General features: G+C 65.7%; 22 protein-coding genes and 1 pseudogene. 10 read left to right on the top strand and 13 right to left on the bottom strand.

What is annotated here, in order from left to right:
* Positions 1-102: 102 nt before the first annotated feature.
* From GA645_RS26770 to GA645_RS26740, 7 genes and pseudogenes are all read right to left on the bottom strand, one after another.
* The gene (locus tag GA645_RS26770) at positions 103-1,134 is read right to left on the bottom strand and encodes a histone deacetylase family protein (RefSeq protein ID WP_017520827.1); all 1,032 of its coding nucleotides are present in this window, start codon (positions 1,132-1,134) and stop codon (positions 103-105) included.
* A gap of 55 nt (positions 1,135-1,189) precedes the next feature.
* Positions 1,190-2,577, bottom strand: a pseudogene (locus GA645_RS26765) (APC family permease).
* 385 nt (positions 2,578-2,962) lie between these two features.
* Positions 2,963-4,012: an extracellular solute-binding protein gene (locus tag GA645_RS26760; RefSeq protein WP_152227123.1), complete on the bottom strand. Its 1,050-nt coding sequence runs from the start codon at positions 4,010-4,012 to the stop codon at positions 2,963-2,965.
* A gap of 43 nt (positions 4,013-4,055) precedes the next feature.
* Entirely contained in the window at positions 4,056-4,844 is a 789-nt protein-coding gene (locus tag GA645_RS26755) for an ABC transporter permease (protein ID WP_152227121.1), read from the bottom strand.
* On the bottom strand, positions 4,841-5,755 hold the full coding sequence (locus tag GA645_RS26750; protein ID WP_152227119.1) for an ABC transporter permease: 915 nt from the start codon (positions 5,753-5,755) through the stop codon (positions 4,841-4,843). Before GA645_RS26750 ends, GA645_RS26755 begins: the two co-directional genes overlap by 4 nt.
* Positions 5,752-6,801: an ABC transporter ATP-binding protein gene (locus tag GA645_RS26745; protein WP_152227117.1), complete on the bottom strand. Its 1,050-nt coding sequence runs from the start codon at positions 6,799-6,801 to the stop codon at positions 5,752-5,754. The genes GA645_RS26750 and GA645_RS26745 overlap by 4 nt, the downstream gene beginning before the upstream one ends.
* Positions 6,802-7,039: 238 nt before the next feature.
* Complete coding sequence (locus GA645_RS26740; protein ID WP_152227115.1) at positions 7,040-8,056, bottom strand: AraC family transcriptional regulator; 1,017 nt, start codon at positions 8,054-8,056, stop codon at positions 7,040-7,042.
* Between the two features lie 138 nt (positions 8,057-8,194).
* On the opposite strand from GA645_RS26740, the gene GA645_RS26735 reads away from it, so the two are divergent.
* Complete coding sequence (locus GA645_RS26735; RefSeq protein WP_152227113.1) at positions 8,195-9,124, top strand: SdiA-regulated domain-containing protein; 930 nt, start codon at positions 8,195-8,197, stop codon at positions 9,122-9,124.
* A 42-nt stretch (positions 9,125-9,166) separates the two neighbouring features.
* Here GA645_RS26735 and rpiA read toward each other — a convergent pair whose 3' ends face one another.
* Positions 9,167-9,838: a ribose-5-phosphate isomerase RpiA gene (rpiA, locus tag GA645_RS26730; RefSeq protein WP_152227111.1), complete on the bottom strand. Its 672-nt coding sequence runs from the start codon at positions 9,836-9,838 to the stop codon at positions 9,167-9,169.
* Between the two features lie 202 nt (positions 9,839-10,040).
* Here rpiA and ilvA point away from each other — a divergent pair, with 202 nt between their 5' ends.
* The 3 genes from ilvA to GA645_RS26715 all read left to right on the top strand — a co-directional run bounded on the left by ilvA (position 10,041) and on the right by GA645_RS26715 (position 12,575).
* Complete coding sequence (gene ilvA / locus GA645_RS26725) at positions 10,041-11,555, top strand: threonine ammonia-lyase, biosynthetic (protein ID WP_152227109.1); 1,515 nt, start codon at positions 10,041-10,043, stop codon at positions 11,553-11,555.
* A gap of 74 nt (positions 11,556-11,629) precedes the next feature.
* Entirely contained in the window at positions 11,630-12,097 is a 468-nt protein-coding gene (locus tag GA645_RS26720; protein WP_178119595.1) for a DUF2269 domain-containing protein, read from the top strand.
* Between the two features lie 10 nt (positions 12,098-12,107).
* Positions 12,108-12,575 (top strand): DUF2269 domain-containing protein, encoded by a 468-nt coding sequence (locus GA645_RS26715; protein WP_152227105.1) that lies wholly within the window; start codon positions 12,108-12,110, stop codon positions 12,573-12,575.
* 5 nt (positions 12,576-12,580) lie between these two features.
* On the opposite strand, the gene GA645_RS26710 is transcribed toward GA645_RS26715, so the two are convergent.
* Positions 12,581-13,237 (bottom strand): HAD family phosphatase, encoded by a 657-nt coding sequence (locus tag GA645_RS26710; RefSeq protein ID WP_152227104.1) that lies wholly within the window; start codon positions 13,235-13,237, stop codon positions 12,581-12,583.
* Between the two features lie 147 nt (positions 13,238-13,384).
* Here GA645_RS26710 and GA645_RS26705 point away from each other — a divergent pair, with 147 nt between their 5' ends.
* From GA645_RS26705 to GA645_RS26695, 3 genes are all read left to right on the top strand, one after another.
* The gene (locus tag GA645_RS26705; RefSeq protein WP_152227102.1) at positions 13,385-13,864 is read left to right on the top strand and encodes an RNA pyrophosphohydrolase; all 480 of its coding nucleotides are present in this window, start codon (positions 13,385-13,387) and stop codon (positions 13,862-13,864) included.
* Positions 13,865-13,895: 31 nt separating this feature from the next.
* Positions 13,896-16,175 (top strand): phosphoenolpyruvate--protein phosphotransferase, encoded by a 2,280-nt coding sequence (gene ptsP / locus GA645_RS26700; RefSeq protein WP_152227100.1) that lies wholly within the window; start codon positions 13,896-13,898, stop codon positions 16,173-16,175.
* Positions 16,176-16,258: 83 nt separating this feature from the next.
* Positions 16,259-17,284, top strand: a complete 1,026-nt coding sequence (locus GA645_RS26695; protein ID WP_152227098.1) for a sensor domain-containing diguanylate cyclase — start codon at positions 16,259-16,261, stop codon at positions 17,282-17,284.
* On the opposite strand, the gene GA645_RS26690 is transcribed toward GA645_RS26695, so the two are convergent.
* On the bottom strand, positions 17,281-18,027 hold the full coding sequence (locus tag GA645_RS26690; RefSeq protein WP_152227096.1) for an NRDE family protein: 747 nt from the start codon (positions 18,025-18,027) through the stop codon (positions 17,281-17,283). The genes GA645_RS26695 and GA645_RS26690 overlap by 4 nt on opposite strands.
* Positions 18,028-18,141: 114 nt before the next feature.
* Between GA645_RS26690 and GA645_RS26685 the strand changes: the two genes are divergently transcribed.
* Complete coding sequence (locus tag GA645_RS26685; RefSeq protein WP_152227094.1) at positions 18,142-18,924, top strand: sulfite exporter TauE/SafE family protein; 783 nt, start codon at positions 18,142-18,144, stop codon at positions 18,922-18,924.
* A gap of 20 nt (positions 18,925-18,944) precedes the next feature.
* Positions 18,945-19,745, top strand: coding sequence for a prolipoprotein diacylglyceryl transferase (gene lgt / locus GA645_RS26680; RefSeq protein ID WP_152227092.1), 801 nt, complete (start codon positions 18,945-18,947; stop codon positions 19,743-19,745).
* Positions 19,746-19,803: 58 nt separating this feature from the next.
* Here the strand turns inward: lgt and GA645_RS26675 are convergent, their stop codons facing one another.
* The gene (locus tag GA645_RS26675) at positions 19,804-20,646 is read right to left on the bottom strand and encodes an SDR family NAD(P)-dependent oxidoreductase (protein WP_178119594.1); all 843 of its coding nucleotides are present in this window, start codon (positions 20,644-20,646) and stop codon (positions 19,804-19,806) included.
* A gap of 108 nt (positions 20,647-20,754) precedes the next feature.
* Positions 20,755-21,642, bottom strand: coding sequence for an SDR family NAD(P)-dependent oxidoreductase (locus tag GA645_RS26670; protein ID WP_218572344.1), 888 nt, complete (start codon positions 21,640-21,642; stop codon positions 20,755-20,757).
* A gap of 131 nt (positions 21,643-21,773) precedes the next feature.
* On the opposite strand from GA645_RS26670, the gene GA645_RS26665 reads away from it, so the two are divergent.
* Positions 21,774-22,790 carry an AraC family transcriptional regulator gene (locus GA645_RS26665; protein ID WP_152227088.1) on the top strand — a complete coding sequence of 339 codons (1,017 nt, stop codon included), beginning with the start codon at positions 21,774-21,776 and terminating at the stop codon, positions 22,788-22,790.
* On the opposite strand, the gene GA645_RS26660 is transcribed toward GA645_RS26665, so the two are convergent.
* The gene (locus GA645_RS26660; protein ID WP_152227086.1) at positions 22,765-24,549 is read right to left on the bottom strand and encodes a GspE/PulE family protein; all 1,785 of its coding nucleotides are present in this window, start codon (positions 24,547-24,549) and stop codon (positions 22,765-22,767) included. The two genes, GA645_RS26665 and GA645_RS26660, sit on opposite strands and share 26 nt — an antisense overlap.
* Between the last annotated feature and the right edge of the window lie 41 nt (positions 24,550-24,590).

Genomic DNA, 24,590 nt, shown 5'->3' with positions numbered 1-24,590 from the left:
CCGCGCCGGGAACCGCATTCCCGGCGCGGCTTTATCGTTCTGGAGTAGGGCGTACAACCGTTCGCGGTTGTACGCTGATACACCACGCCCTACGGGCGGCTGTCAGCCGATGCTCTCGAAACCCTGCAGCACGTTGATCGCATTGATGCCGATCTCTTCCACCGCGTAGCCGCCTTCCATGACGAACAGGGTTGGCAGGCCGAGCTTGCCGATGGCTTCGCCCATGCGCAGGTAGTCCGGGCTGTCGAGCTTGAACTGGGAGATCGGATCTTCCTTGTAGGTGTCCACGCCCAGCGACACGATCAGCACGTCCGGCTTGTACGCCGAGATCTGCCGGATCGCCGCCTGAAGCGCCAGGCTCCACACTGACCAGTCGCTACCCGAAGCCAGCGGATAGTTGAAGTTGAAGCCCTCGCCCACGCCCTGGCCCTTCTCGTCGGCATAGCCGAGGAAGTAGGGATATTCGAAGCGCGGGTCGCCGTGGATCGAGGTGAACAGCACGTCGGCACGGTCGTAGAAGATGTCCTGGGTACCGTTGCCGTGGTGGTAGTCGACGTCGAGGATGGCCACGCGGTTGGCGCCCTGGTCGAGGATCGACTGGGCGGCGATGGCCGCGTTGTTGAAGAAGCAGTAGCCGCCCATGAAGTCCGCCGAGGCGTGGTGGCCCGGCGGACGGCAGAGGGAGAACACCGAGCGTGCGCCCTTGGCCAGTTCGGCTTGGCCGGTCATGGCCACGTTCACCGAGCTGAGCACCGCCTGCCAGGTGCCGGCGGTGATCGGCGCGCCGGCGTCCAGGCTGTAGTAGCCCAGGCGGCCGTCGATGCTGTCCGGTTCCTTCTGCCGCAGGCGGCGGGTCGGCCAGCAGATCGGCAGCATGTCGTGGGTCCGGCCGGTGGCCAGCCAGTCACGCCAGGCGTGCTGCAGGAACCGCACGAAGCCTTCGCTGTGCACCCTCAGGATGGGCTCCAGGCCAAAGTCTCGCGGGGCCTGGATGTCGCCCAGTTTCACCGCCTTGGCCCGGTCCAGCACCATGTCGGCGCGGCTGGGCTTTTCGAAGCAGGGAGTGAACTGGCCGCCGATCAGCTCGTGCTGACCGTGGTGCAAGCGATGGTCGTCGGTATAGATCGTCAACATCACGCGCTCCTGAGGGCGCCTCCGGGCGCCCGTTGGGTTCTGGATAGCTCTGCCGTCAGGCGTTTTCCTCGAAATTCACACTCGGTGCCTTGCGACGGAAGCCGCCGGTATGCGCCGCCAGGTAAGCGAAGCCGACCGCGAACCAGCTCAGGCCGACGACCAGCGTCAGCTGCGAGAGGCTGGTCCACAGCCACAGGGTCAGGCACAGGCCGATGAACGGGATCGCCCCGTACACTAGGACGTTCTTCGCACCGCGACGGCGCTCGACGCCCAGGTAGGTGCGGATCACCGCCAGGTTGACCACGGAGAAGGCCACGAGGCGAGGGTGGTCAGGTCCAGCACGACCGCCAGCAGGGATACGGCGGAGACCACCAGGATCGCGACCACCGGGGTCTGGAAGCGTGCGTGGAGGACGCCGAACAGGCTGCGCGGCAGGATGCCGTCCCGGCCCATGGTGAAGATGATGCGCGACACCGAGGCCTGGGACGCCAGCGCCGAGCCGATGCAGCCGGCGATGTAGGCGGAGGTGAAGAAGTTGCCGAGGAACTGGCCACCAGCCTTGAGCATCACTTCGTTGGCCGCCGAGTCGGCGTTCTGGAACACGCTGCCGGGGAATACCAACTGGCTGATGATCGCCAGCAGGGTGAACATGAGGCCGGCGATGACGGTGGTGATGATGATCGCGCGCGGGATGTCGCGGCGGGCGTCGCGGGTTTCCTCGGCCATGGTCGAGACCGCGTCGAAGCCCAGGAACGACAGGCACAGCACCGCGGCGCCGGCCATCAGCGGGGCGAAGCCGGGCTGGCTGCCGTCACCGACGAAGGGCAGGGAGAAGTCGATTGCGGCGCCACCGGCCAGGCTCTTGATCGACATGACCACGAACACCACGATGAACACCAGCTGCGCGCCGACGATGACGTTGCTCATGCCGGCGACCTGGCTGATGCCGACCACGTTGAGCACAGTGACCAGCGCGATGGAGGCGATCACGAACATCCACGCCGGGATTTCCGGGAAGGCGATGTTCATGAACAGGCCGATGAGCAGGTAGTTGATCATCGGCAGGAACAGGTAATCCAGCAGCAGCGACCAGCCGGAGAGGAAGCCGACCACCGGGCCGAAGCTCAGGCTGGTGTAGGAGTATGCCGAACCCGAGATCGGGTACTTGCGCACCATGAAGCTGTAGGACGCCGCGGTGAACAGCATCGCCAGCAGGGTGATCAGGTAGGCCGTGGCGGTACGGCCGCCGGTCATCTCGGTGACCACGCCATAGGTGGTGAACATGGTCAGCGGGACCATGTAGACCAGGCCGAAGAAGACCAGGGCGGGCAGCCCCAGGACGCGTTTCAGGCGGGCGTCGGCATTCGCCGCGGTGCCCTGTTGGGTGCTCTGTGGAGCGCTCTTTGGAGTAGGTGCAGTGCTGGCGCTGTGTTGGCTGGCCATGGGGATTCCTCGCGATTGTTATGTTCTTGCGGGCGGGCGGCGTTCGGTGGCCGTCCTGATGTCGTCGGCTTGCGGCTCAGCCGCAGCGCTGACGACGCGCGAGGAATGAGGGTGTTTGCTGCAGGGTGACGCAAAAGCTGGTCATGGGCGTTCTCGGGGACTTTGTTCTTGTGGATAACGCGCTCGCGTTCCCTGGGGATGTTCCGGCACCACTCATGTGGCGCCGGAGCTGGCCGCCTTTCCAGCCGCTCCCTGCGCGAGCGGCCCGACTCTAGCAACCGGGGTGGCCGGGCAGAACCCTGCAAAGGGTCAAAAAGGGATCAAAATGGCCAAAAGTGCTGTCAGAATCACCCGGCGCGCACCGCCGCGCCGGGTGATCTACGGATCACTTCTTCAGCTTGGTCCACACCTTGGAGCGCAGCTGCAGCGCCTTGGGCGAGCACAGCTGGAAGGGCTTGAGGCGGTCGAGCATGTCGGCCGGGGTGTTGATTGCCGGGTCGTCGAACAGCTCCTTCTCCATGTACTTGTCCGAGCCCTGGATGGCGTTGTTGTACTTGGCGAAGTTGGAGGCGGCGGCGATGTTCTCGGGCTGCATCATCCAGTTCAGGAAGACATGGGCTTCCTTGATGTTGGTGGCGTCCTTGGGAATGGCCAGGTTGTCGATGAACAGGCGGATGCCTTCCTTCGGATAGACGTAGACCAGGCTGGCGCGCTGGGCGTGGGCGCGGTGGAAGGCGCCGTTCCACTGCTGGTGCATGGAGACTTCGCCGGCGGCCATGCGCTCGATGGTGCCGTCGCTGTTGTACATCGCCAGCATCGGCTTCTGCTTGAGCAGCAGGTCCTGGATCTTCGCCGCTTCTTTCGGGTCCTCGGTGCATTCGTTGATGCCCAGGTAATAGGACGCCGGGGCATACAGCTCCTCGATGGAGTTGAGCGCCACCACCTTGCCCTTCAGCTCGGCTGGCGGCTCGAAGAATGGCTTCCAGCTTTCCTCCAGCTTGCCGCCAGGAACCTTGGCGCTGTCATAGCTGTAGCCGGTGGTGCCCCACAGGTAGGGGATGGTGTAGTCGTGGCCCGGGTCGTAGCTCAGGGTCTTGAACTTGTCCTTGAGGTTCGCGAGGTTCGGCAGCTGTGCCTTGTCGAGCTTCTGCAGCAGGCCTTCCTTGACGAAGATCTCGATGAAACTGTCGGACGGCACCACCACATCATAGGCGCCGCCGCCGGCCTTCAGCTTGGCCAGCAGGGTTTCGTTGCTGTCGTAGGAGTCCAGGGTGGCGTGGATGCCGGTGTCCTTCTCGAACTTCTTCAGCAGTTCCGGCGGGAAGTAGTCGGACCAGTTGGCGAAGTGCAGGGTACCGTCGGCATGGGCGCTACCGGCCAGCAGCAGGCTGGCGGCGACGAGCGCGCGGGCGATGGGGGTACGGCGGAATTTCATCGGTGAAGCTCCTTGCAATGTTGTTTTGATTGGCGGCAGGAGGTCAGCGGCGTCGCTGGCCGACGTAGTACGACAACGCAACGAACGCGATGGAAATCAACAGTATTATTGAGGAAATGGCGTTGATCTTCGGAGAAATACCCATTCTGATGGAGCTGAAGATGTACACCGGCAGGGTGGTGGCGCCGGCGCCAGCGACGAAGTAGGTGATGACGAAGTCGTCCATCGAGATGATGAACGCCAGCATCGCCCCGGAGAGGATGCCCGGCATCAGCAGCGGGAAGGTCACCTTCCAGAAGGTCTTCCACGGCGAGGCGTAGAGGTCCGCCGCTGCTTCGGCCAGGCGCGGGTCCATGCCCTCGAGACGGGCGCGGATCGGCAGGTAGGCGAAGGGGATGCAGAACACCACGTGCGCTAGCAGGATGGTGAACAGCGACAGCTTCAGGCCGATGAAGGCGAAGAACATCAGGGTCGCCACGGCGGTGACGATCTCCGGCACCAGCAGCGGCAGGCCGAGTACACCGCTCATCAGGCTCTGTCCACGGAAGACCCGCCCGCGCATGCCCAGGGCGGCGAGGGTGGCCAGGGTGGTGGAGATGATCGTGGCGAAGCTGGCGATGATCAGCGAGTTCTTCGCAGCGCGGAGGATTTCCGGATCGTCCGCCACCACCGCGTACCACTTCAGGCTGAAGCTTTCCCACAGCGTCGCCGATTGCCCGCTGTTGAAGCTCAGCACCACCAGCACGAAGATCGGGATGTAGAGGAAGGCGAAGAACAGCCAGGCGGCAGGCCGGACCCCGGTGAAGCGCCAGAGCGGATTGGCCGACTTCATGGATGACCTCCCGCGGTGCCCTGCTTGAAGCGCATGCTGTAGATCATCATCGCCAGCAGCACGAAGGCCAGCAGCGCGAAGGACAGCGCCGCGCCGAACGGCCAGTTGTGCGCAGTACCGAACTGCAGCTGGATCAGGTTGCCGATCATCAGCGACTTACCGCCACCCAGCAGCTCGGGAATGATGTAGCTGCCCAGCGAAGGGATGAACACCAGGATGCAGCCGGCGACGATGCCGGGCATGGCCAGCGGCACGATGATCCGCTTGAGCGCCTTCCAGCGGTTGGCGCCGAGATCGAACGCCGCCTCCACCAGGCGCCAGTCCATCTTCTCCAGGCTGGTGTAGATGGGCAGCACCATGAACGGCAGGTAGGTGTAGAGCAGGCCGATGATCACCGCGTTGTCGGTGTAGAGCAGGCCGGTCGATGCGTCGGTGAAGCCCAGCCCGTGCAAGCCCTCGTCGATCAGGCCGCCGTTGCGCAGCAGCAGGATCCAGGCGTAGACCCGCACCAGCAGGTTGGTCCAGAACGGCACCGTGACCAGGAACAGCAGCAGGTTGCGCCGGCGTTCGTCCTGCAACGCCAGGTACAGCGCGGTGGGGAAACCGATCAGCAGGCAGCCCAGGGTGGTCAGGATCGACAGCCAGAACGAGCGCTGGAAGATGCCCAGGTAGTCGGCGTTGAACGACAGGCTGTCGTCCAGGTCGCGCTCCCAGAGGAAGTTGATGTAGGCCTCGACGGTGTGCTGGCCCCATTTCACGCCGCCGTAGTCCCCCGGTGCCTGGACCGACACGGCGAACATGATGCCCAGCGGCACGACGAGGAACACCACCAGCATGATCATCGCCGGGCTGGTCAGGGCCAGGCGATTGAACAGCGATTTGCGTTCGGCTTGTGCGCGCAGCGTACTCATTCGGCCAGCACCCGGATGGCGGTGGCGGGTACGCGTACCCTTACCCGTGCGCCCGGGGCGTGGGTGGAATGGGCGCCGTCGCGGTTCTGCTGACGTACGCGGAAGCCGCCCTGACCGGCGACATTGAGGTGGTACACGGTGTCGGTACCGACGTAGACGATGTTCTCCACCACGCCTTCGAGCTGGCCGTCGTGCGCAAGCTCGGTGCGTTCCGGACGGATCGCCAGGGTCACCTTGCCCGGCAGGGTCGTCGCGGCCGGCAGCGTCTGGCCGTCGGCCAGGCGCACGCCCTCACCGCTGGACTCGCCCTCGAGGAAGTTGGTCTCGCCGATGAAGTCGGCCACCAGGCGGTTGACCGGTGCTTCGTAGATTTCCGTCGGCGTGCCGATCTGCATGACCTTGCCGCGACTCATCACCGCGATGCGGTCGGACATGGTCAGCGCTTCTTCCTGGTCGTGGGTGACGAAGATGAAGGTGATGCCGGTCTCGTGCTGCAGGCGCTTGAGCTCGATCTGCATCTCCTTGCGCAGCTTGAGGTCCAGCGCCGAGAGGGATTCGTCGAGCAGCAGCACCTTGGGCCGGCTGGCCAGTGCGCGGGCCAGTGCGATGCGCTGCTGCTGGCCGCCGGAGAGCTGGTCGGCGCGGCGCTTGCCCACGTCCGGCAGGCGCACCAGTTCGAGCATCTTCTGCACGGTGGCGTCGATGTCGCTGCGATTCTTGCCCTGCATTTCCAGGCCGAAGGCGATGTTTTCCGCCACCGTCATGTGGGGGAACAGGGCGTAGCTCTGGAAGACGGTGTTGACCGGGCGGCGGAAGGGCGGGAGGCCTTCCATCGCATCGCCGTAGAGGCGGATGCTGCCGGAGGAGGGTTGTTCGAATCCGGCGATCAGTCGCAGCAAGGTGGTCTTGCCGCAGCCCGAGGGGCCGAGGAGGGTGAAGAACTCATTGGCGCGGATTTCCAGTGACACATCGTCCAGGGCCTTGAGGCCTTGTCCGGGTGTACCGAACTCCATGCATATCCGCTCGATGGTGATCGCGCTGGTCATGCTCGTACCGTGCAGTTAAGTGGTTGTTATTGTTCGTGTTTTTCGGTTTTTGAGGCCGTTTCGTCCTAGCTGCGGATTGATAATGACCAAGCCGTCGAATACGCAGAACGATAGATCAGGCCAATAAGGGATAAATCAGGCCAAGTTGAAAAAAGCCTCTGGAATGCGGGATTTCAGGCGTCAGGTGGATGGCGTGCGGAGTTCCTGTTCTTCGTAGGAGGGAGAGAGCGTCGGCGGCTCAGCCCCGGTACAGGCTCGGACTCGACCCGCTCCAGCGCTGGAATGCATGGCGGAAGCTGGCCGTCTCGCTGTAACCCAGCTGCTCGGCAATCAGGTAGATCGGCAGGTCGGTGTCCTTGAGCAGCTGCCGGGCGCGGTCGAAGCGCACCTCGTCGAGCACCTGTTGATAACTGGTGTTCTGCTGCTGCAGGTGGCGGCGCAGGGTGCGGGTGGAGCGGTGCAGGTGGCGCGCCACGGTGTCCAGGTTGGCGGTGTCCTGCAGATGACTGGCCAGGTGCTGGCGCAATTGCTCGATCACGTCGCCGCGGCTGCTGAGCGTTGCGCTCATGCGCAGGCACTGTTGCACACCGTTGTGGCAGCTCACCGGATCGGCCAGCGGCAACGGGCGGTCAAGCAGCGCCGGGCTGAAGCACAGGGCGCTGGTGGGCGCGCCGAATTCCACCGGGCAGCCCAGGCGCTCGGTGTAGGTTTCGGCATGCAGCGGCGGCCGGTAGGCCAGCAGCAGGCGGCGCGGGCGCACCGATTCGCCGAGCAGGTCGCGGATCACCGTGAGCAGCGAGGTCAGGCACAGCTCGGTATTGAACACCGTCAGCTCCGGCGCGTAGCGGTAGCCATCGGCGGTCAGGCGTACCTCGTCGTCCTGCGGTACCAGGGCCAGGCGGAAGTAGGTGCCGAGCAGGTCGGGGAAGGACAGTGCCAGTTCCAACGCATCGCGCAGGGTGCGGCTGGCGAGCATGCTGTAGCCGAGGATGCCGTAGGCCGAGACGTGCATGCGCAGGCCGAGGTAGAGACCCAGTGCCGGATCGTGATGGCAGCTCAGGGCGTTGGCGAAGACCCGCAGTTCCTGGGCGTGGGTGATGAGCTTGTGTGGAGTCAGCAGGTCCGCCTCGCCGATACCGCTACCCTCCAGAAGCCGCTGGCGCGCAATGCCTGCGTGGTGCAGCACCTCGGTGGCCAGTACCACGGTATGCAGGGTGGCTTGCTGGCGTTGTTCGGGAAGCAGGGACACGGCCATCGGTGCACCTTCGCGGATGAGCGATCGGTCTTGCGCTAACCTGACTCTAGCTTGCGGGCATTTTCCGTGCCGCCTTTAAGTTTGGCTTCAGTCCTGGCTGCGAAGCTGCGCGGCCGTTCCGAGATCACCGAGCCTTCCATGCGCCGCTTGCTCAATTCCCGTCGCCTGATCGCCGCCCTGCTATTGGTCGTGGTGGCGCTGTTGCTCTGGCTGGGGCAGGCGCTGCGCCTCTACGAGCGGGCCTGGTTCAGCATCGAGGAATGGCGTCATGCCGATGCCTGGCGCGGCAAGTCGCTGTGGCTGCCGGACTACCGGGTGGTGCTGGAGGCGCAGCCGATCGAGGGCCTGAGCGAAAACGTCTCGGCGCTGACCTTCGACCCCGACCGCAAGACCCTCTTCAGTGTGACCAACAAGCCGGCGCAGATCATCGAGCTGTCGCTGGAGGGCAAGGTCCTACGCAGGATCAGCCTGGCGGACTTCGGCGATACCGAAGCCATCGAGTACATCGGCAAGGACGCTTACGTGCTCAGCGATGAGTACCGACAGCGCCTGTTCCAGGTGAGCCTGCGTGAGGACACCACCCATCTTGAGGCCAGCCAGGCGCAGCAGTTGTCGCTGTCGCTGGGCGATCTCGGCAACCGGGGCTTCGAGGGGCTGGCCTATGACGCCGTGGGCAAGCGCCTGTTTGTCGCCAAGGAGAGCGACCCGGTGCGCATCTACGAGGTGCGCGGTTTCCCCCGGATGCAGGCTGGCGAGCCGTTCGCCGTGCATGTGGTGGACGACCTCAAGCACAACCGCAACCTGTTCCTCCGTGACCTTTCCAGCCTCCAGTACGATGCCCATAGCGGCCATCTGCTGGCGCTGTCGGACGAGTCGCGGCTGGTGCTGGAGCTGAGCGCCGACGGCGAGCCGATCAGCTCGCTGTCGCTGCGCAGCGGCATGCAGGGCCTGAGCCGCAGCGTGCCGCAGGCCGAGGGTGTGGCCCTGGATGACCAGGGCACGCTGTACCTGGTCAGCGAGCCCAACCTCTTCTACGTGTTCAAGAAGCGCGAAGCGGAGGCGCCCTGAAGGCCTCCGCTCCTGTTATTGCAGGACGACTGTTCCGGCGGCTCAGGCTTTGAGGACCTTCACGCCTTCGGCGGTACCGAGCAGCAGCAGGTCGGCCGGACGCGCGGCGAACAGGCCGTTGGTGACGACGCCGACGATGTTGTTGATCGCCTCTTCCAGGGCCACCGGGCTGTCGATGCGCAGGTTGTGCACGTCGAGGATGATGTTGCCGTTGTCGGTCAGCACACCCTCGCGATACACCGGATCGCCGCCCAGCTTCACCAGTTGGCGGGCCACATGGCTGCGCGCCATGGGGATGACTTCCACCGGCAGCGGGAAGGCGCCGAGGATCGGCACAAGCTTGCTGGCGTCGGCGATGCAGATGAACTCCTTGGCCACCGCGGCGACGATCTTCTCGCGGGTCAGCGCGGCGCCGCCGCCCTTGATCAGTTCCAGGCGCTCGTTGGTCTCGTCGGCGCCGTCCACGTAGAACTCCAGCTCGCTGACGGTGTTCAGGTCGTAGACCGGGATGCCGTGGCCCTTCAGGCGGGCGGCGGTGGCTTCGGAGCTGGCCACGGCGCCATCGAACTCGGCCTTGTGCTTGGCCAGCAGGTCGATGAAGAAGTTGGCGGTGGAGCCGGTGCCCACGCCCACGATGCTCTTGCTGTCGAGGTGCGGAAGAATGTGGTCGACGGCGGCTTGGGCCACTGCCTGCTTGAGCTGATCCTGGTTCATGGCGGACTGTCTTCTGGATGTTCGGCGCGCCGGGCGCCCGGGAAGGTACGAAGGGTCGAATTATAGCGGCCGCGGGGGCCTCGGTGTTGCGCCGCCGGGCAACTGTTATGGTGATCTGCGCGCGGATTGTTCGGTGGCCCGCCCGGCGCCGGCTGGAGTAGACTCGCAAATCCTCGAAAATGCCGCCGAATGTGCCCTTCCGATGCTCGAACAATACGTCAAGAAGATCCTCACCTCGCGTGTCTACGACGTTGCCGTGGAAACGCCCCTGCAGCCCGCCCGCCAGCTCTCCGAGCGCCTGGGCAACCAGATTCTGCTCAAGCGCGAAGACCTGCAGCCGGTGTTCTCCTTCAAGATTCGCGGCGCCTACAACAAGCTGGCGCAGCTGAGCCCGGAAGAACTCGCGCGCGGCGTCGTCACCGCATCCGCCGGCAACCATGCCCAGGGCGTGGCGCTGGCCGCCCGCGAGCTGGGCATCAAGGCCACCATCGTGATGCCGCGCACCACCCCGGAGCTGAAAGTGCAGGGCGTGCGCGCCCGTGGCGGCAAGGCCGTGCTGCACGGCGATGCCTTCCCCGAGGCGCTGGCGTACTCGCTGAAGCTGGTGGAAGAGAAGGGCTACGTCTACATCCACCCCTATGACGATCCGGAAGTGATCGCCGGCCAGGGCACCGTGGCGATGGAAATCCTCCGTCAGCATCCGGGGCGCCTGGACGCGATCTTCGTCCCGGTCGGCGGCGGCGGTCTGATCGCCGGCATCGCCGCCTACGTCAAATACCTGCGCCCGGACGTCAAGGTGATCGGCGTCGAGCCGGATGACTCCAACTGCCTGCAGGCCGCCATGGCCGCCGGCGAGCGCGTAGTGCTGGGGCAGGTCGGGCTGTTCGCCGACGGCGTCGCCGTGGCTCAGATCGGCCAGCACACCTTCGATCTGTGCAAGAACCATGTCGACGAAGTGATCACCGTCAGCACCGACGAGATCTGTGCGGCGATCAAGGATATCTACGACGATACCCGCTCGATCACCGAACCTGCTGGCGCGCTGGCAGTGGCGGGCATCAAGAAGTACGTGCAGCGCGAGAGCGCCAGCGGACAGACCCTGGTGGCCATCGACTCGGGCGCCAACATCAACTTCGACCGCCTGCGCCATGTGGCCGAGCGCGCCGAGCTGGGTGAGAAGCGCGAAGCGATCATCGCGGTGACCATCCCTGAGCGTCCGGGCAGCTTCAAGGCTTTCTGCGAGGCCATCGGCAAGCGCCAGATCACCGAGTTCAACTACCGCTACAACACCAACCAGGAAGCGCACATCTTCGTCGGCGTGCAGACCCATCCGGACAACGACCCGCGCGAGGCGCTGGTCGAGCAGCTGCGCGGTCAGGGCTTCCCGGTACTGGACCTGACCGACAACGAACTGGCCAAGCTGCACATCCGCCACATGGTCGGCGGCCACTCGCCGCGCGTCTCGGGCGAGCAGGTGTTCCGCTTCGAGTTCCCCGAGCGGCCCGGTGCGCTGTTCAACTTCCTCAACCGCCTGGGCGGGCGCTGGAACATCACCATGTTCCACTACCGCAACCACGGTGCGGCCGACGGCCGCGTGGTCGCCGGCCTGCAGGTGCCGGACGAGGAGAAGCACCTGGTGGCCGCGGCGCTGGAAGAGATCGGCTACCCCTACTGGGACGAAAGCGACAACCCGGCCTATCGCCTGTTCCTCGGCTGACGCCGGGGCGCAGGGCCGCCGCGGCGGGTGCTAGTCTTCGCTGAACACGGGATTGTTCACAGGAACGCATGACCATGGAAAGCTACCAGACCTTCCGAATCCTCCACGGTGTCGCGGCGGTGCTGCCGTTTCTCGCGATCATCGGCCTGGCCTGGTACGGCTGGCGCAGCTGGCGCGCCGGCGACGCCGGAAAGATCGCCACCGCGCTGCAGCGCATCGGCCTGGCCGGCTGGGTGCTGGTCGCCGGCAGCATCGCCAGCCTGCCGGTCACCGGCTGGCAGATGGTGCACGGCGCGGGCCTGCCGCTGGGGCAGACCTGGTTGCTGGGCAGCGCCTGCCTGCTGATCGTCGCCACCCTGTTCTGGCTGCTGTTCACCAGCCGCCTGTGGCGTATCCGTGGGTTGGCCCTGGCGGCCCAGGGTAGCGGCGAACCGATTGCCGTGCGCGCGGTGCGCGAGTGGAAGTTCGGCCTGGCCTTCTTCGTGCTCTCGCTGCTCTGCGTGATCGCCATTCTGGTGCTGATGATCGGCAAGCCGGTCTGATGCGCGCCTCGTGAGCTTCTTCCTGCTGCTCAAGACCCTGCACATCCTTTCCTCCACGCTGCTGTTCGGCACTGGCCTGGGCTCGGCCTACTACGCCTGGCGCGCGTGGCGCAGCGGTAGCCTGGAGGCGATCCGGGTCACCTTTCGCCATCTGGTCGCCGCCGACTGGCTGTTCATCGCCACCACGGCGGTGTTCCAGCCGCTGAGCGGCATGGCCATGGCGCATATCGCCGGCTGGCCGCTGGATTCGGGCTGGCTGCTGTGGAGCTTGTCGCTCTATGTGTTCGCTGGCGCCTGCTGGCTGCCGGTGGTCTGGCTGCAGATCCGCGTGCGGGACATGGCCGAGGCGGCGCACCGGGAAGGCGCGGCGCTATCGCCGCAAGCCTTCCTCTATATGCGCTGGTGGTTCGCCCTGGGCTGGCCGGCGTTCCTGGCCTTCCTGGCGATCTTCCACCTGATGGTGAACAAGACGTTCTGATGCACTCAGCCGCGCAGGCTGATCACCGGCCAGCCGCGTTCGAGGGCGGTGGCGCGCAGGGTGTCGTCCGGATCGACGGCGATCGGATTGGCGACCCTATCCAGCAGCGGCAGGTCGTTGCGCGAGTCGCTGTAGAAGTACGCGTCGTCTAGCTTCAGGCCGGTCTCCTCGAGCCAGCGGCTCAGGCGGGTCACCTTGCCGCCCTGGAAGCAGGGCACGTCGAAGGTCTGGCCGGTGTAGCGGCCATCGCGCATCTCGCACTCGGTGGCGATCAGGGTGTCCACGCCCAGGCGCTCGGCGATGGGGCCGGTAACGAAGCGGTTGGTGGCGGTGATGATCACCAGCTTGTCGCCGGCGGCGCGGTGCTCGGCCAGCAGCGCCTCGCCCTTGGCCAGGATGATCGGCTCGATGACTTCTGCCATGAACTGCTGATGCCAGATCGCCAGCTGTTCCAGGCTGTTGCGGCTCAGGATGGCCTGGGTGAAGGCCTGGTAGGCGAACACGTCCAGGGTGCCGGCCATGTAGTCGGCGTAGAAGGCGTCGTTGCGCGCCTGGTACTCGCCGGCGTCGACCAGGCCGCGCTGGCACAGCCATTCGCCCCAGCTGTGGTCGCTGTCACCGGCCAGGAGGGTATTGTCGAGATCGAAGAGGGCCAATCGCACGTCGAATTACCAATGGTTGCCTATGCTGAAAAGTCGCCTAGAGTAACGGCTTTTGCCGGCCCTGCACATGACGCCGCGCCTCGCGTTGCCGCTGTCACAAGCTTTATGGAACAATGCGGGCACACGCGATTTCGAGGATGTACCGCCGTGATCGATCCCGATGGTTTTCGCCCTAATGTCGGCATCATCCTTTCCAACGATGTCGGACAAGTATTGTGGGCACGGCGTATCAACCAGGAAGCCTGGCAATTTCCCCAGGGCGGCATCAACGCCCGCGAAACCCCTGAGGAAGCGCTGTTCCGCGAATTGAACGAAGAAGTCGGCCTGGAAGAACAGGACGTACGGATTCTTGCCTGTACCCGTGGCTGGCTGCGTTACCGCCTGCCGCAGCGCCTGGTGCGGACCAACAGCCAACCGCTGTGCATCGGGCAGAAACAGAAATGGTTCCTCCTGCGCCTGACCGGCGAGGAAAGCCGGGTGCGCATGGATGTCACCGGCAAACCGGAGTTCGACGGCTGGCGCTGGGTCAGCTACTGGTACCCGCTCGGCCAGGTCGTGACCTTCAAGCGCGAGGTCTACCGCCGGGCACTGAAGGAATTGGCACCGCGCCTGCTCGCGCGCGACTGATACGCAAGTTCAAGGAGTTAGACCCCGAGCCATGCTCAACACGCTGCGTAAGATTGTCCAGGAAGTGAACTCCGCCAAGGACCTCAAGGCGGCGCTGGGCATCATTGTGCAGCGGGTGAAGGAGGCCATGGGCACCCAGGTGTGCTCGGTCTACCTGCTGGACGCCGAGAGCAACCGCTTCGTGCTGATGGCCACCGAGGGCCTGAACAAGCGCTCGATCGGCAAGGTGAGCATGGCGCCCAACGAGGGCCTGGTCGGCCTGGTCGGCACCCGCGAGGAGCCGCTCAACCTCGAGAACGCCTCCGAACACCCCCGTTACCGCTACTTCGCCGAGACCGGCGAGGAACGCTACGCCTCCTTCCTCGGCGCGCCGATCATCCACCACCGTCGGGTGATGGGTGTCCTGGTGGTGCAGCAGAAGGAAAAGCGCCAGTTCGACGAAGGCGAGGAAGCCTTCCTCGTCACCATGAGCGCGCAGCTCGCCGGCGTGATCGCCCATGCCGAGGCGACCGGCTCGATCCGTGGCCTGGGCAAGCTCGGCAAGGGCATCAGCGAAGCCAAGTTCGTCGGTGTTCCCGGCGCACCCGGCGTGGCCGTGGGCAAGGCCGTGGTGGTGCTGCCGCCGGCCGATCTGGAAGTGGTCCCGGACAAGCCCATCGACGACGTCGAGGGCGAGGTCGAGCTGTTCAAGCAGGCCTTGGAATCGGTCCGTGAGGACATGCGCAACCTCTCCAGCAAGCTGGCCACCCAGCTGCGCAAGGAAGAGCGGGCGTTGTTCGACGTGTACCTGATGATGCTCGACGATGCCTCCATCGGCCAGGAGGTCAAACGCATCATCCGCACCGGCCAGTGGGCGCAGGGCGCCCTGCGCCAGGTGGTCATGGAGCACGTGCAGCGCTTCGAGCTGATGGACGACGCTTACCTGCGCGAACGCGCCTCGGATGTGAAGGACATCGGCCGCCGTATCCTCGCCTATTTGCAGGAAGAGCGTCAGCAGTCCCTGACCTACCCGGACCAGACCATCATCGTCAGCGAGGAGCTGTCGCCGGCCATGCTCGGCGAAGTGCCCGAGGGCAAGCTGGTGGGCTTGATCTCGGTACTCGGCTCGGGCAACTCCCACGTCGCCATTCTCGCCCGCGCCATGGGCATTCCCACGGTCATGGGCGCGGTAGACCTGCCGTATTCCAAGGTCGATGGCATCGACCTGATCGTTGACGGCTACCACGGTGAGATCTACACCAACCCCTCGCCGCAGTTGGTCAAGCAGTACGGCGAAGTGGTCGCCGAAGAAAAGGAACTGAGCAAGGGCCTGGCTGCGCTGCGCGAGCTGCCCTGCGAAACGCTGGACGGCCATCGCATGCCGCTGTGGGTCAACACCGGCCTGCTGGCGGACGTGGCGCGCGCCCAGGAGCGCGGAGCCGAAGGCGTTGGTCTGTACCGTACCGAAGTGCCGTTCATGATCAACGACCGCTTCCCCAGCGAGAAGGAACAGCTCGCCATCTACCGCGAGCAGCTTTCGGCCTTCCACCCGCTGCCGGTGACCATGCGCACCCTGGACATCGGCGGCGACAAGGCGCTGTCCTACTTCCCGATCAAGGAAGAGAACCCCTTCCTCGGCTGGCGCGGCATCCGCGTCACCCTCGACCACCCGGAAATCTTCCTGGTGCAGACCCGCGCCATGCTCAAGGCCAGTGAAGGCCTGGACAACCTGCGCATCCTGCTGCCGATGATCTCCGGCACCCACGAGCTGGAAGAGGCGCTGCACCTGATCCACCGTGCCTGGGGTGAAGTGCGCGACGAGGGCGTGGACATCCCCATGCCGCCGATCGGCATGATGGTCGAGATCCCGGCAGCGGTGTACCAGACCCGCGAACTGGCGCGCCAGGTGGACTTCCTCTCGGTCGGCTCCAACGACCTGACCCAGTACCTGCTGGCGGTGGACCGTAACAACCCGCGCGTCGCCGACCTCTACGACTACCTGCACCCGGCCGTGCTGCAGGCGCTGAAGAAGGTGGTCGACGACTCCCACGCCGAAGGCAAGCCGGTGAGCATCTGCGGCGAGATGGCCGGCGATCCGGCGGCCGCCGTGCTGCTGATGGCCATGGGCTTCGATTCTCTGTCGATGAACGCCACCAACTTGCCTAAAGTGAAATGGTTGCTGCGGCAGATGACCCTGTCCAAGTCCCGCGAGCTGCTCGGCCAGCTGATGACCTTCGACAACCCGCAGGTTATCCACAGCTCGCTGCACCTGGCGCTGCGCAACCTCGGCCTCGGCCGTGTGATCAACCCGGCGGCGACCATCCAGGCCTGACGCCGGGCCCAGATCCTCCCGAAAACCAGCGTGGCCGGGAGGCTCCAAGACGGCAGGGCCGGTCGCCGGCCAAGGCGAAGCTTATGGATGAGCTCGACGTCAGCCCCGGCAGGGACTCCCACGACAGTGCCCTGACCCTGCGCCTGGCGCTGGGGATCGTCAGCGATGGCATCTGGGACTGGCACATCCGCACCAATCACGTCAGCCGCACTCCGGGGTGGTACGCCATGCTCGGCTACGACACCGACAGCCTGCCGGAGAACGTCGCGACCTGGCATGAGGTGATCCACCCGGACGACTTCGAGCAGGTGATGAGCGGCTTCAATGCCTACATCGAAGGGCGCAGCGGACGGTACTTCGAGGAGTACCGCTGCCTTTGCCGCGATGGCAGTTACTTGTGGGTCAGCGATCACGGGCGATTCGTCGAGTTCGACGAGGCGGGGAAGGCGACCCGGATGATCGGCGCCCATCGCAATATCCACGAACGCAAGCTGGCCGAACTGGCCTTGCAGCAGAAGAACCTCGAACTGCAGCAGCTCAACCAGCGACTGGAAGCGCTGGTGGAGGCGCGCACCGAGGCGTTGCGTCGGGCCAACGAGGCGCTGGCCGAGCAGGCGGCGATGGCCCTGCGGCTATCGGAAATCGACCCGCTGACGCAGATCGCCAACCGCCGGCGCTTCGAGCAGCAGATGCATGCCGAATGGCAGCGCCTGCAGCGTCACGGTCACGCCTGCGCGCTGATGATGTTCGACCTCGACCATTTCAAGCGCGTCAACGACAGCCTGGGGCATCCGGCCGGCGACAGCGTGCTGGTGACCGTGGCGGAGGCGGTGCGGCGGCAGCTGCGCGAGGAGGACTGCTTCGCCCGCTGGGGTGGCGAGGAGTTCATTGTGCTGCTGCCGGAGACGGGCCGCGAGGCGGCGCGGGAGCTGGCCGAACGGCTGCGCCTGAGCCTGCGCTGCGCGGACACCTCACTGCCAGTGCGGCTGACCGCCAGCTTCGCGGTCACCGCGATGCACCCCGGCGAGGACCTGATGGCCCTGATGCGCCGGCTGGACGATGGTCTCTACCGCGCCAAGCAGCGGCGCGATTGCATCGTGGCCTGCTAGAGGCTCAGGCGGACCTCGCCCAGGCGGGCCCCGGCCGGACCGAAGCTGCGCTCCAGCAGTTCGCGGCGGCCATCCGCGTGGACGATCAGCGCGGTGCTGGCACGGGTGCCATAGTTCGCACTGGCGATGAACACGCTCGACAACAGCTTTTCGGTGGCCAGGCCTACGCCGGTTTCGGGCAGTTCGCCGTCGCTGGCCTGGCGTTCGTCGGCCAGCAGCGCGACGAGCGACCCGGCATCGGGCTGTTCCAGCTGCGTCTCCAGGGCTGAGCGGGCACTGAGCAGTTTCGGCCAGGGCGTATCCAGCGCGGCATTCGACAGGCCGTGTACACCCGGCGCCACCGCCGCCGGCGGGCCGACGCGCGGGTTGAAATAGCAGAGCTGTTCAGTGTCCCCGACCAGCAGGTTGAAGCCGCTATAGTCGCTGGCGCGCCGCGCGACCTGCTGCAGATACTCCAGCGGTGCCTGCCGGCCCTGCAGGAAGGTGGCGACCAGTTCACCGCGGGAGCGCGGCCCCAGCGGCTGGCCCGGGTCACGGACGTTGGTCAGGGCGGCGAAGCGGCCGCCGGGGGCGATGCCCATCCAGGTGCCGCCGGCTTCCAGGTCGCGGCCCGCGTACAGGCCGGGGAAATCCTCCCAGGCCGCCAGCGGCCGGGTAGGGCGGGCGTAGAACTCGTCGCGGTTGGCCGCGACGATCAGCGGCGTGGCGTGGTCGGGGCGCCAGGCGAAGACGATCAGGCACATGGGTCGAACTCCGTAGTATGCCGGCAGTCTATCAACTCCACCGATGTCTCGGAGTGGCTGGAGCGCCCAGGAGCCATCGGCTACCATGCCCGCTTTGTTTACGAAGGTTGCCCCATGGAGTTCCTGCTCTACCTGGTGCTGGGCGCCTGCGCTGGCGTACTGGCCGGCCTGTTCGGCGTTGGCGGCGGGCTGATCATCGTGCCGGTCCTGGTGTTCAGTTTCAGCGCCCACGGTTTTTCGGCCGATGTTCTGACGCAGATGGCGGTCGGTACTTCGCTGGCGACCATCATCTTTACCTCGGTGAACTCGATTCGGGAGCACCACCTCCGTGGCGCGGTGCGCTGGACGGTGTTTCTCTGGATGGCCGTCGGCATCGTGCTCGGCAGTGCCCTGGGGGCGCTCACCGCGTCGAAGATCCAGGGGCCGGTGTTGCAGAAGATCATCGGCGTCTTTGCCATCCTGGTGTCGATCCAGATGGCGCTGGGCCTGCAGCCCAAGGGCGGCCGCGAGTTGCCCGGCCGCTTCGGCCTCGGGGTCGCCGGCGGAGTGATCGGCTGGGCCTCGGCGATCTTTGGCATCGGCGGTGGTTCGCTGACCGTGCCTTTCCTGTCCTGGCGCGGCGTCTCCATGCAACAGGCGGTTGCGACTTCTTCGGCCTGCGGACTGCCGATTGCCATTGCCGGTGCGATATCGTTCATCGTCGTCGGCTGGCACAACCCCCGGCTGCCGGAGATGAGCATTGGCTTCGTCTACCTGCCGGCACTGGTGGGCATTGCCTTGACCAGCATGTTCTTTGCCCGCATCGGGGCGCGCCTGGCACATCGCCTGCCGGCAAAAGTCCTGAAGCGTTTGTTTGCCCTGCTGCTGTTCTGCGTGGGCTTGAGTTTCCTGATCTGAGTTCCTGCTAGGAGAAGCGGATGCTGCCTTATCCACAGATCGACCCGGTTGCCGTATCGCTCGGGCCGCTGAAAATCCACTGGTACGGCCTGATGTACCTGATCGGCATCGGCGGCGCCTGGCTGCTGGCCTCGCGCAAGCTCCACGAGTTCGACCCGACCTGGACCAAGGAGAAACTCTCCGACCTGGTGTTCTGGGTGGCCTGTGGCGTGGTGCTGGGTGGACGCCTGGGCTACGTGCTGTTCTACAACCTGGAAGAGTACATCGCCAATCCGACGCTGATCTTCGAGGTCTGGAAGGGAGGCATGTCGTTCCACGGCGGCCTGATCGGCGTGATGCTGGCAACCTGGTGGTTCGGCAAGCGCAACAACAAGAGCTTCTTCCAGCTGATGGACCTGATCGCGCCGCTGGTGCCGATCGGCCTTGGCGCCGGGCGTATCGGCAACTTCATCAACGGCGAGCTGTGGGGCAAGGTGACCGACGTGCCCTGGGCGATGATCTTCCCCACCGGCGGTCCGGAGCCGCGGCACCCGTCACAGCTGTACCAGTTCGCCCTGGAAGGCGTGGCGCTGTTCGTCGTCCTCTGGCTGTTCACCCGCAAGCCGCGCCCGACCGCCTCGGTCTCCGGCCTGTTCGTGCTCTGCTACGGCATCTTCCGCTTCATCGTCGAGTTCGTCCGCGTGCCGGACGCCCAGCTGGGCTATCTGGCCTGGGGCTGGCTGACCATGGGCCAGGTGCTGTGCGTGCCGATGGTCCTGGGCGGCATCGGACTGATGGTCTGGGCCTACCGCCGTACGCCGGCGCAGCCAGCGGCGAATTGAGTTTCGCTTGAATGAAAAAAGCCGCCCTCGGGCGGCTTTTTGCTTTTCGTGGGTGCCGTTACAGCAGTCCGCGCACTTCGTCACGCAGCCGGGGACGGCGCTCGTTCACCAGGTAGTCGGCGCGCGACCGGGCCATGGCATCGGCCAGGTCTGGATGGGTGGGCACCCAGAAGTCTCCGGCGGCGATGCCGTCGAGAATGATCTCGCCCGCCTGCATGGGCGACAGGCCGTGGGTGCTCAGCATGTCGGCCATGATCGAGCGGTGCTTGCCGGACAGCTCGCCTTCCTCGCCCATCACCGCATCGGTGAAGATCCGGCTCGCGACGGGGCCGGGCAGCACGCAGGACACGCTGATCGGCGCGCCGATCAGTTCCATCTCCAGGGCGAGGCATTCGCTGAACGACAGCACGGCGTGCTTGCTGACCATGTAGGAGGTCTGGATCGGCATCATGCCCAGCGAGCCGACCGAGCCGACATTGGCGATCCAGGCGCGCTTGCCGGCCGCGATCATGCGCGGGGCGAAGGCGCGCACCGACTGGATGACGCCGAGGACGTTGATCGCCAGCGTCTTTTCCCAGGTGGCGGCGGGGATTTCCCAGGCGTAGCCGAGCATCTCGATACCGGCGTTGTTGACCAGCAGGGTCACCTCGCCGAAGGCCTCGTAGCTGCGCTGCGCCAAGCGATCGAGCTGCGCGGCGTCGGACACGTCGGTCGCCACCGCCAGCGCTTCGCCGCCCTCGGCGCGGATGTCGGCGGCAACCGCTTCGGCGCGATCACCGGCTATATCGGCCACGACCACCTTCATGCCGCGTGACGCGGCGATCCGCGCGATCGCTTCACCGATGCCACTGCCCGCGCCAGTGATGACGGCCACGCCGCCGGCCATGATGTTTTCGCTCATGCAGTCCTCTTCTTCTCGTGTCTCAATTGCGGGTTCAAGTGGCGGATAGTCCGCCCCGTTATGGCACAACGCTCGGGTGCCGGCACGCATTTGCCCTTGGCGGATGGCCTATTCGCCGAACGGATTCACCGCCGGGTGCGACCAGGCCGGGATCTGTGCCGGTGGCAGCGGCGTGGCGCCGTCCAGGTCCAGCACCGCCAGCTTGTGCGCCGCCGGGAAGTGCATCGAATGGGCGAGCAGGCCCGAGCGCTCGGCGGCCGGCAGGTGGCACATCTCGACGACGGTATGCGCCAGATAGGCGACGTTTTCGCCGGGATAGTCATCCGGGATGTAGCGGGCCGCGCCGGGGGTGAGGATGGCGGTGGACGGCGCGACCATGTTGACGGCGATGTTCGACGCCAGCAGTTCGGCTGCCGCCCCCTGGGTGAATCTGTTCATCGCCGCCTTGGCGGTGGCGTAGACGGTCGACCCGACGTCGGTGTCGAACACGCTGTAGGGCTTGATCGGTGGCTGCGCGGTGACCGAGCCGATATTGACGATCCAGCCGGCACCACGGGCTCTCATCTGCGGGATGACTGCCTGGGTCAGGATGAAGGGCGCGCGCAGGTAGTGAGTCAGCGTGCGGTCGAACAAGTCGAGCGGCATGCTTTCCAGCGGCACGTATTCGGCGAGACCTGCATTGTTCACGAGGATGTCGATCGGCCCGACGGCCTTCGTCACCGTCTCGATCAGTCGTTCGCATTCCTCCTGCCGTTCCAGGTCGCAGGCGATCGGAATGGCCCGGCCGCCCTTCGCTTCGATCAGTTCGACAGTTTCCCGCAGCGTGCCGGGGTTGCCGGCGGAGGCGTCCACGCTGCGCGCGGTCACCACCACGGTGGCGCCTTCCGCTGCCAGCCGCTGGGCGATAGCGCGCCCGATTCCCCGGCTCGATCCCGTCACCAGTGCCGTCCTGCCCGCCAATCGCTTCGCCGCCATCCGTCCATCCTCGCTGTGCATGAAGGTGTCAGTAGCGGGCACTATCGAGCGCGCCTCCTGCATTGCAAAGGACACAAGCGCGCAATATCGTAGGACAGTTTCGATCACTCGCGTGCTGACGACGCGACTCCGACTTCGCTGCGGCGGTACCGATGGACGGCTCCGATCTCACTGAAGGGCTGCTGGCGCAACTGGCCAACGCCCTGGCCTGCTTCGATTCCCCGGAAGTGACTGCGGGTGAGTTGGAGGGGCACTCCTGGCAGGACCCTGCTGCCTTTGCGCGCATGTTCAGCGACCGGATGGATGCGCTCGAACGCCTGTGCTGCGCGCGCGACAGCGCCCCTATCTTTGCCAACCTGGCCGGCGAAATGCTCTGCCACGCGGTCATCAACTGCCCGGATATCGGTGCGGTGCTCGAACGCAGTCATCGCTTCAGCATCATGTTCGTCGGGGCCTCCCGCTCCAGCCGGCTGGAGCGGGAGGGTGAACGGGTGCGGTTCAGCATGGCGTCGCGCTATGCGACCCGCGACGATGCCGCGCTGCTCAGCGACCTGATCGGCCTCCACTATTACCTTTCGCTGCTGGCCTGGCTGAGCGGCCAGCGCCTCGCCCTGCGTGGTGTGGAGCTGGTCTATGGTCGTCCGCAACGCTCGAACCGGCTGCTCGAACTGTTCGGTGCACCGGTGCAGTTCGATCAGCCGCGCAACGCGCTGCTGCTCGATGAGGCCATGCTCGCCCGGCCGGTGGTGCGGACGCCTGCGGAGCTGGCGGCGATCCTCGACTGTTTTCCCTACAACTTCATCATCGAGACGCTGGACGAGCACGGGCTGCCGGCGCAGGTGAAGCTGTTGCTGGACCATGCGTTGCGCCAGGGCAGGCGCTTGCCGTCGGCGGTGACCATCGCCGATATCCTGCACATGAGCGAGGCCACGTTGCGCCGCCAGTTGCGCGCGCATGGCACCCGTTATATGCAGTTGCGTGCCTCGTCCCTGCAGGAATCCGCGGAGCGGCTCATGCAGGACGGCGGCGCGTCGATCGCTTCGGTGGCGCAGCGCCTGGGCTTTTCCGATGATCGTGCATTCCGCCGTGCCTTCAAGGGTTGGACCGGCCTGAGGCCGTCGGCCTCGCCAGCTCGCGGCGGTGCTACTTCTGCTCGCTCTGCGGAGTGACCCGCAGGACTTCCTCGATGGTGGTCAGCCCGGCGGCGACCTTCTGCGCGCCGGACAGGCGCAGGCTGCGCATGCCTTCCTTGAAGGCCTGGCGGCGCAGCGGGATGAGGTCGGTGTCCGCGCTGATCTGCTCCTTCACGGTTTCGCTCAGCAGCATGATCTCGTAGACCCCGGCACGACCACGGTAGCCGGTGTCGCGGCACTCCAGGCAGCCGACGGCGCGATGGGCGCCGGTCGGCAGCGGTGCGTTCCAGGGGCGGGTCAGTTCCTGCCAGTCCGCCTCGTCCAGCTCCATCGGTTCCTTGCAGTGCGGGCACAGGGTGCGGACCAGGCGCTGGGCCATGACGCCAAGCACGGTGGCGCGGATCAGGTAGTAGGGCACGCCCAGCTCCAGCAGGCGGGTGACAGCGGTGGGCGAGTCGTTGGTGTGCAGAGTGGAGAGCACCAGGTGACCGGTGAGCGCTGCCTGGATCGCCATCTCGGCGGTTTCCAGGTCGCGGATCTCACCGACCATGATGATGTCCGGGTCCTGACGCAGCAGGGCGCGCACGCCGCTGGCGAAGGTCAGCTCGATGTTGTGCTGTACCTGCATCTGGTTGAACGAGGGCTCGATCATCTCGATCGGGTCCTCGATGGTGCAGACGTTCACTTCATCAGTCGCAAGCTGCTTGAGCGTGGTATAGAGCGTGGTGGTCTTGCCCGAGCCGGTCGGCCCGGTGACCAGGATGATGCCGTTGGGCTGGCTGGTCATGCTCTGCCAGCGGCGCAGGTCGTCCGGTGAGAAGCCGAGCTGGTCGAAGGTCTTGAGCAGCACCTCGGGGTCGAAGATCCGCATCACCATCTTCTCGCCGAAGGCCGTGGGCAGTGTCGACAGGCGCAGTTCCACCTCGGCGCCGTCCGGGGTCTTGGTCTTCACCCGGCCGTCCTGCGGCTTGCGCTTCTCGGCGACGTTCATCCGGCCCAGGGATTTCAGGCGGCTGACCACCGCCATGGCGACCTGTGGAGGGAACTGGTAGACGTTGTGCAGCACGCCGTCGATGCGGAAGCGCACCGTGCCCTGGTCGCGGCGCGGCTCGATGTGGATATCGCTGGCGCGCTGCTGGAAGGCGTACTGGAACAGCCAGTCGACGATGGTGACGATGTGCGCGTCGTTGGCATCGGGCTCCTGGTCCGCGGCGCCCAGGTTGAGCAACTGTTCGAAGTTGCCCACGCCGCTGATCTTCTGGTCCTTGGCGGTGGCGCCGCTGACGGACTTGGCCAGCCGGTAGAACTCCACGGTGAAGCGCTGGATGTCGGCGGGGCTTGCGACCACGCGCTTGATCGGCCGCTTGAGGACGTGGATGAGATTGCTCTCCCAGGCCTGCACGAAGGGCTGTGCGCTGGCGATGGTCACCTCGTCCGGCGCTACGGCCACCGCGAGGATCTGGTGGCGCTGGGCGAAGGCGTAGGACATCAGCGGGGTGACCGCGGCGACGTCGATCTTCAGCGGGTCGATGCGCAGGTAGGGTTGCCCGGAATGTTCCGCCAGCCAGTGCACCAGGGCGTCGAGGTCGAGCTTGCGCCCGCTGCGTTGACGGTCCTCGATCTGCTGCGCGGCGAGGAATTCCAGCGGGTGCTGCTGGTTCTTCACCGCGCTGCGGCGGATGGCCATGCACTGCTCGGCGTCATCCTGGGCCACGCGACCCTGGCTCACCAGTTCGCGCAGAATGTCGCCCAGATCGAGCATGCGGTCCTGGGCGGATGGAGCAAAGGCGGACATACGGACTCCCTTCGTGTGGGGCGGGCTTGTGGTCAGCCCGC

It is taken from the genome of Pseudomonas sp. SCB32 (assembly GCF_009189165.1).
Classification (GTDB): Bacteria; Pseudomonadota; Gammaproteobacteria; order Pseudomonadales; family Pseudomonadaceae; genus Pseudomonas.
Note: the sequence above shows the minus strand (reverse complement) of the source record. Positions and strands in the feature narration are given on the sequence as shown.